Annotated in this window: 9 protein-coding genes; 2 read left to right on the forward strand and 7 right to left on the reverse strand. The window is 31.1% G+C overall.

What is annotated here, in order from left to right; translation table 11 throughout:
- Nucleotides 1-6: 6 nt before the first annotated feature.
- From CBF36_RS09830 to mobQ, 4 genes are read right to left on the reverse strand one after another with little or no spacing between them, the layout of a single operon-like run.
- A complete protein-coding gene (locus CBF36_RS09830; protein WP_108173625.1) occupies nucleotides 7-636 on the reverse strand; it encodes a hypothetical protein in 630 nt (209 codons plus the stop codon).
- Between the two features lie 16 nt (nucleotides 637-652).
- Entirely contained in the window at nucleotides 653-1,036 is a 384-nt protein-coding gene (locus tag CBF36_RS09835) for a glycosyltransferase (RefSeq protein ID WP_125958267.1), read from the reverse strand.
- 18 nt (nucleotides 1,037-1,054) lie between these two features.
- Entirely contained in the window at nucleotides 1,055-1,387 is a 333-nt protein-coding gene (locus CBF36_RS09840; RefSeq protein WP_125958268.1) for a CagC family type IV secretion system protein, read from the reverse strand.
- A gap of 23 nt (nucleotides 1,388-1,410) precedes the next feature.
- Nucleotides 1,411-3,396 (reverse strand): MobQ family relaxase, encoded by a 1,986-nt coding sequence (gene mobQ, locus CBF36_RS09845; RefSeq protein ID WP_125958269.1) that lies wholly within the window; start codon nucleotides 3,394-3,396, stop codon nucleotides 1,411-1,413.
- A gap of 291 nt (nucleotides 3,397-3,687) precedes the next feature.
- Between mobQ and CBF36_RS09850 the strand changes: the two genes are divergently transcribed.
- Nucleotides 3,688-3,987, forward strand: coding sequence for a hypothetical protein (locus tag CBF36_RS09850; protein WP_002325624.1), 300 nt, complete (start codon nucleotides 3,688-3,690; stop codon nucleotides 3,985-3,987).
- Nucleotides 3,988-3,989: 2 nt separating this feature from the next.
- Nucleotides 3,990-4,247, forward strand: a complete 258-nt coding sequence (locus CBF36_RS09855) for a hypothetical protein (RefSeq protein WP_002325623.1) — start codon at nucleotides 3,990-3,992, stop codon at nucleotides 4,245-4,247.
- A gap of 22 nt (nucleotides 4,248-4,269) precedes the next feature.
- On the opposite strand, the gene CBF36_RS09860 is transcribed toward CBF36_RS09855, so the two are convergent.
- From CBF36_RS09860 to CBF36_RS09875, 3 genes are all read right to left on the reverse strand, one after another.
- Nucleotides 4,270-4,575 carry a hypothetical protein gene (locus tag CBF36_RS09860; RefSeq protein WP_000351790.1) on the reverse strand — a complete coding sequence of 102 codons (306 nt, stop codon included), beginning with the start codon at nucleotides 4,573-4,575 and terminating at the stop codon, nucleotides 4,270-4,272.
- 33 nt (nucleotides 4,576-4,608) lie between these two features.
- Nucleotides 4,609-5,106, reverse strand: coding sequence for a DnaJ domain-containing protein (locus CBF36_RS09865; RefSeq protein WP_002300565.1), 498 nt, complete (start codon nucleotides 5,104-5,106; stop codon nucleotides 4,609-4,611).
- A gap of 533 nt (nucleotides 5,107-5,639) precedes the next feature.
- Nucleotides 5,640-5,957 carry a hypothetical protein gene (locus tag CBF36_RS09875; protein WP_002300567.1) on the reverse strand — a complete coding sequence of 106 codons (318 nt, stop codon included), beginning with the start codon at nucleotides 5,955-5,957 and terminating at the stop codon, nucleotides 5,640-5,642.
- Nucleotides 5,958-6,240 lie beyond the last annotated feature (283 nt).

Here is a 6,240-nt window from a genome sequence, read left to right on the forward strand (position 1 = left end):
ACGCTCCTAACTATTCAAAACCTTTTTCATCTCGCCAATCGTACACATTTCAACCTGACAATCATATTTACTTAAAAATGCAATTAAAGCTGTTCTGATTGTTCTTGTCTTATCGCGTAACACTTGATAGGACAATTCCAAACTGTCGTAAGTTTCCTTTGAAATTGGTTCAGAATTAATTACAAAATGTTGTTTCTTTGAAGTTTCCATGTTACTTGCTAAATTTCTATAATGATAATAGTAACTAGCCTTTAGTTGTAATAAAGCTTCGTTATGCCCTGGCATTTTGCGATAATTTTCTACTGTATTCCCCCAGGCTTCTACAAAATCGTCAATTTCTACTGGTACATTCTTAGAAGTGATCTGCGGTTCATATAGAACGTTTTGAGATAGAAAGACACCAAAATCTTCGTTTAAACCTTCTTGCTCTGATACTGGCAATGTATCAACGTTTAAGCCGTCAACTTTTAGCATACTCACAAGGCTGAATTGCTTTTTTTCTGGCTGATAAACGACAAAAAAGTCTTTAAAAACGCCTTGAAATCGGGAACTATCTTCCCAATAAATCATTTCTTTTATAGGATCGTTTTTTTTATTATCGTTACTTTTGGAACTTGTTTTTAGAAAATCAAACAATGAAATCACCTCTCTTTTAAACTCGTTCTTTTGGCTTTTTATAATAGACTTTTTGTCTTTTAGAAAAGTCTTTTCTTTGCTTCATAAAATCAGATATAGAAATGTTAGGTCGGTCTGTAATTGGTTTAATCGTATAAAACGCCCATACACCACCAAATGACACCAAACCAACAATGACATAGATAATTAAAGGAAAAACGGCTGTGCTACGGAAAATAAGAATTGCCAATAGCACGCTTATTAATGCCGTACCGATCGCTTTTGCTGATTGTTTTAAATCTAGCCCTAAAATGACTGTGTACCGATCAGATACATTGGACGGAAAAAACCAAGTCCGCCCTTTTTCAGTGTCTGCATTTAACAAATCTAATAGGGCTTGTTTCACTTGATCGCTATTCATAACTAACTCCCTTCTCTATTAAGCAAGTAAGCCATACGCCCAAGGTACTAACCAAACCAACGCCCCACCTAATGCCGTAACAAGCAAGGCTGTTCCCAAGGCTTTATACATGGTATTTTTTTCTTGTGGGTCATCAATAGACGGCAAGTATTTAATAACAATCTTCGCACAAGCAATCCCACCAACTACAACAATTAAGGCTGTTAAAACACCTTTTATAGTGTTACCCGCTTGAACTAATTTCGCTTGTGGATCAGTGGCTGCAAATACTGGATCAGTAATAAACAATGTACCCAACGCAACAACCGCACTTCCAAGCTTAAACTTTGTATCTTTGATAATTTTTTTCATTTTATACACCTCTTGTTTTTATTTTATCGCAAAGGAATATTCCTTTGTAATGATTGATTTTCTTTTGCTTTTGTTTGCTTAATCAATTTGTCTAGGTTTCGTTTTTTCTGTAGTTGGTTACCACTCAACAAACGATTAATTGACTTCGCAAATTGGAACATTTTTACAGTCACTTCATTTTTTTCAGGTTCATTTTTATCCAATTCTTGGGATTGATCTTTATTAGTATTCTCAATCTGTTTACTTAATTCTATCTTATCAGAATCAGGTAAATAAGCATTGCGATTAACAACCTTTTTCAGATTTTGTTTTGCTAATGGGCTTAGTTCATCAATATACTTCATGCTATCTTGAACAAAAAATACACCTTGACAATCATTAGGAATTTTCACCGTCTGAATGTTAGTTAAGAAGCCTTTTGATTGTTCCAACATGGAATTAATTTCCTCACTGCTGAATCTAGCAACTCCTTCGACTTTAGAAAAATCAGTTGTTTTGTAATAGTCAGCTTTTGCAAGTAACATTTCGCCTTCTATGACTGAATCTATTGAAACATTTTTATCAAATTTTCTTTCAACTTCTGATTGAACATATTCTATCAATCCTTGTTTTATTCCTATCAGTTTTTCTTTTTTAATTGATAAAATTTCTTTTCTTTCAGGGTTATTTTCTTTTGTTATACTATCTTCAACTTGTTTAATTTTTGAATCAAGATAACGGCTAGTTTGAAATGGTTTTTCTTTAAAAATCTTTTTACTTTCTTCTTTTTCTATTACTCTTTCATTGTAAATGACCTCTGCTAACTGGTCTTTATTCAATAACTGTTTTCTAAATATGGTTTCATTAACCATTGCTCTAACTTCGTGATTTGAAAATTTGTCAATATTCAAACTTGGATAAGATTTTTTGAAGAATCTTTCTGCTTGTTTGTCTAAAATTTCATTTGCCTTTGTAAGCATATCTCGTTCACTACTAATTTTACTTAACATCAAACGTTGTTTTTGAATTTCCATTTTATTATTAAAGATAAGTGAATTTTCCCATCGTTTTAATTCACCTATTCGTTTATCAATGTTTTCATCATTAATAAATAATTTCAATTCTTTTGAAAGATTTTTCAGTTCTCCTTTTTCTAAAGGTGAGAAAGTTTTTTCAAATTTTAAAGTGAAGTTTTGGTCTTGTTTTAACACTTTATCTTGACTTTCAAGTTTATCAAGTTCGGCTAGAATATCATTGTAACTTTGAATTTCTAAATTTTTTCTTTTTAACTCGCTTATAACTCCTTTATCTTCTAATTTTTTTGAGTAAAAACCTTCATGAATTGTTGGTAGTTCTTTTTTTCCAAGTTCCGCATGAGATTTTTCTGTTATTTGTTGATCGATATTTCTGTCTTTTAAATATTGGTTGACTTTATCAGCCCAATCTTTACGAATTTCGGAAACAAGAGATTTTCTATCCCAATCATTAGTTTTTATTGAAACGGTTACTCTTTGTCCTTTTTCGTTAAAAATCTGATTGCCATTTTCATCTAGTTTAGGTATTCTTTTTCTTTTATTTAGAATATTACCTTCACTATCTACTTCTCTCATTGTTAGCATAATGTGAGCATGAGGATTGTTTTCATCATCTCTATGAATGGCTACGTCTGCAATCATTCCTTCACTGACAAAATTATCTTTAACAAAATCTTCCATCAACATTCTTTGGTCTGAATTATTTAATTCAATTGGCAATGCTACATTTACCTCTCGACAAAGTTGAGCGTTTGGACTTTTTTCTGCTAATTCCATTTTATTCCATAATGTCTGTCTATCTAAAAACTCATTAGGTACATAATCAGGTTTTAAAATAAAAGCTTCTGGTTTAACAGTTCTATGGTTGTATAGATTAGTTTTTTCATATAGTTCACTATACAATTTTTCACCACTTCGATAAGAAGCCATTGCGATTAAACTTCTTTTTCCGCCTTCTCTTTTTGCTATTGTCATTGATAAATGGAAGATTGCCAATTGTATCACCTCTCTTTCTTTTCAAACATGAGCGTAGCGAATTTTAACAAACACGCTTGACGATAAAACTAAACGAAAGTTACGTTTTATAGCACATTAACCACAAACGTAAGTTAGTGGGTATAAGTGCGCCCTTAGTAAAAAATCTAAGGGAATCTTTGATAAATTAATTCTACCACTTATCAATGAAAAAGCAAATATGTTTAATCTGACATTTTCGTTTATATTTATTGATTTTAGAAATATAATATAATATGATAGACATATACAAATTATTAGGAGGGATATTTTATGGAAAACCAAGATCAAAACATCAAGACAGAAAATGAACAAATCATTCCAAAAACAAAACCAAAAAAGAGAAAGAAAAAAACTGTTTCTGATATTGAACTTCAAATTAAAGAATTACAAAAGAAAAAAGAAGAATTAATTCTAAAATCAAAAGCAGATATTGGTGATTTTGTCCTTTCTACTCTTTCAAAAAATGATATTTCTATTGAATCGATTGAAGAAAACAAAGAATTATTCTATGACGAATTAGAAACTTTATTAAATGCGAATAGTCAAAATTTTTCTGAATTACTTAAATAGTTATGGTAAATAATGATTTAAATGACATCAACAAAAGAATAGAAAAACTAAAAATTCAAAAAAATATTTTGCGAGCGAATAGCGAGCAAAATATTAACAGAAAAAGAAGAACAAAGCGTCTAATTGAAAAAGGTGCTTTGTTAGAAAAGTATTTTGAAATTGACTATTTAACTGTAGAAGAAACGGAAGAATTTTTAAAAATTTTTTCTGAATATATTAAAGCAAATAAACCTAAAAAGTATCAAAAAAAGGAAAAATAATTTTCCTTTTTTTGATACTTTTTTAAATAAAATTGATTGTTCTTAATGTTTGTCCTTCCTTTTTTAATTGCTTTAATATTTCATTTACTGATTCTATATCCAAATCGTACCAATCACCAAAAGCGATAATATCACCTGATACTTTTTTTTCTATAAAATCAACTGTTAAAGTTATTTCTCTTGTTGACATTGGCGAACGTGCTTCTATTTGATATAAATCAAAATCATATTTTTGATGATTATTTATTCCTCTCATTTCTGTTACTGTCGCTTTTATAACTTTTAAAATATTACCTTCAAAATTTATTTTTTTTATTTTAATATCCACTTTAAAACTTCCTTTCTGATAAACTTACAAGCCTTAATTGGCTTGTAAGTATTTTTTTTCTTCTTTATCTTCCTTCACCTTTTGACTTCCATACATTCCCCTTATTGTGTCCATATCATAATTTTTTCGACTACGTTTTTTATAATCGCTTGGTGCTTTATACCATGCGTATTTTTTTGGTGAATAACGAAATTCTAGGGCTTTTATGTCGTCCTTATAAGGTTTTGTGTTGCCTGTTAACCATATAAAAGTTCCCACAATTTCAATTGATACACCGTCCATTTTCAGATTGAAAAGTTGATTTATAATGTCCTTAAATTGTTCGGGCGTTTCAGTCGTTTCTTTTGTATAGGTTTCGCCGTCTTTGTTCTTGTGAGTGTTTTTAAGTTTGCTAAACAGTTCGTCATATTCATTGTTCAAAATTTTCATTTCTTCTTCATTCCCGCCACAATCGGGGTGTAACTTCAAAGCTAACTTTTTGTAGGCTTTTTTCAATTCTTCCAATGTTTCAACGTTTTTAATGTATTTCATTTTTATCATTCCTTTTCTTTTTTATTTTTGGCTTTTTGACAACCATTTTTGTTAGGCGTTTGAGGAAGTGAAGCTGTTTTCCTCGAATGGTAAAAGCTGTGAATGTTCTACATATCTTGTTCCTTTCTTTTTTCGTTTAGGTGGTTCATTTTCGCCAGTGTGTTCGTGTCGTTTGCTGTGACGAGAACGCAACATAGACACAAAGAAAACACAAGGGCGAGCTTGCTCGTTTATATACCCTTGTGTTTTCGACTGGATATGTTAAGGTAACAAACAGTAAGTGACACGTTACAGACTGCAAAATGTACCAACTGAAAAAAGAAAGTATCTGAGGTAGAGTAACGAACGGTTAGCTTTTACCATTCGAGGAAAGGTGTTAGTCAAATACAAATATCTTTGCAAAGAAATAAGTTGGGTTTGGAACGAGGAGCAACTGCACCGCAAGTGGAACAACTTATTTTATCCTTCTTAGGTTTTTCTTTTTGGTGTTTTATCTAAAAGAAAAACCTAGCTTTTTTTGCTAGGCTTTTCTTTTACATTTCTTTAATTTTCAAATTTTTTATTTCCCACTCAAACCATTCGCTAAAATCTTGTTTAAAGCCGTTAATAGAATATTGCTCTTGTTCTTCTGCTTCTTTATCGTTTTGAGGGTCTAAGTAGGTCGGTTTATCTTTTGGTCTTGCGTATACACCTATCCATGTTTTAAAATCGCCCTCAAAACTGCTATCTATGATAAAGCCTTGCTCTTTTAGCTCTTCTCTTACTTGAGCTTTTAGATATTGCTGTTCTTGTGTTCCAAAAAACTCATTTTCTGTAAAATCTTCTAATTGTAATTTTTTTGTTTTTTCCATTTTCTTTTCCTCTTTTCTTTTTTTTGATTTTTAGTTTTTTGACAACCATTTTTGTTAGGCGTTTGAGGAAGTGAAGCTGTTTTCCTCATGTTTTAAAAGCTAGAAATAAATTACAGTGTACGCTCCTTTCTTTTTTCGTTTTGTTGGTTCATTTTCGCCAGTGTGTTCGTGTCGTTTGCTGTGACGAGAACGCAACATAGACACAAAGAAAACACAAGGGCGAGCTTGCTCGTTTATATACCCTTGTGTTTTCGACTGGATATGTTAAGGTAACAAACAGTAA

This window comes from Vagococcus bubulae, assembly GCF_003950315.1.
Taxonomy (GTDB): domain Bacteria; phylum Bacillota; class Bacilli; order Lactobacillales; family Vagococcaceae; genus Vagococcus; species Vagococcus bubulae.

What these genes read in the sequence shown, in the direction of transcription:
- CBF36_RS09835 (WP_125958267.1), bottom strand. Translation starts at nt 1,036, where the DNA reads ATGAATAGCGATCAAGTGAAACAAGCCCTATTAGATTTGTTAAATGCA.
- CBF36_RS09840 (WP_125958268.1), bottom strand. Translation starts at nt 1,387, where the DNA reads ATGAAAAAAATTATCAAAGATACAAAGTTTAAGCTTGGAAGTGCGGTT.
- CBF36_RS09850 (WP_002325624.1), top strand. Translation starts at nt 3,688, where the DNA reads ATGGAAAACCAAGATCAAAACATCAAGACAGAAAATGAACAAATCATT.
- CBF36_RS09855 (WP_002325623.1), top strand. Translation starts at nt 3,990, where the DNA reads ATGGTAAATAATGATTTAAATGACATCAACAAAAGAATAGAAAAACTA.
- CBF36_RS09865 (WP_002300565.1), bottom strand. Translation starts at nt 5,106, where the DNA reads ATGAAATACATTAAAAACGTTGAAACATTGGAAGAATTGAAAAAAGCC.
- CBF36_RS09875 (WP_002300567.1), bottom strand. Translation starts at nt 5,957, where the DNA reads ATGGAAAAAACAAAAAAATTACAATTAGAAGATTTTACAGAAAATGAG.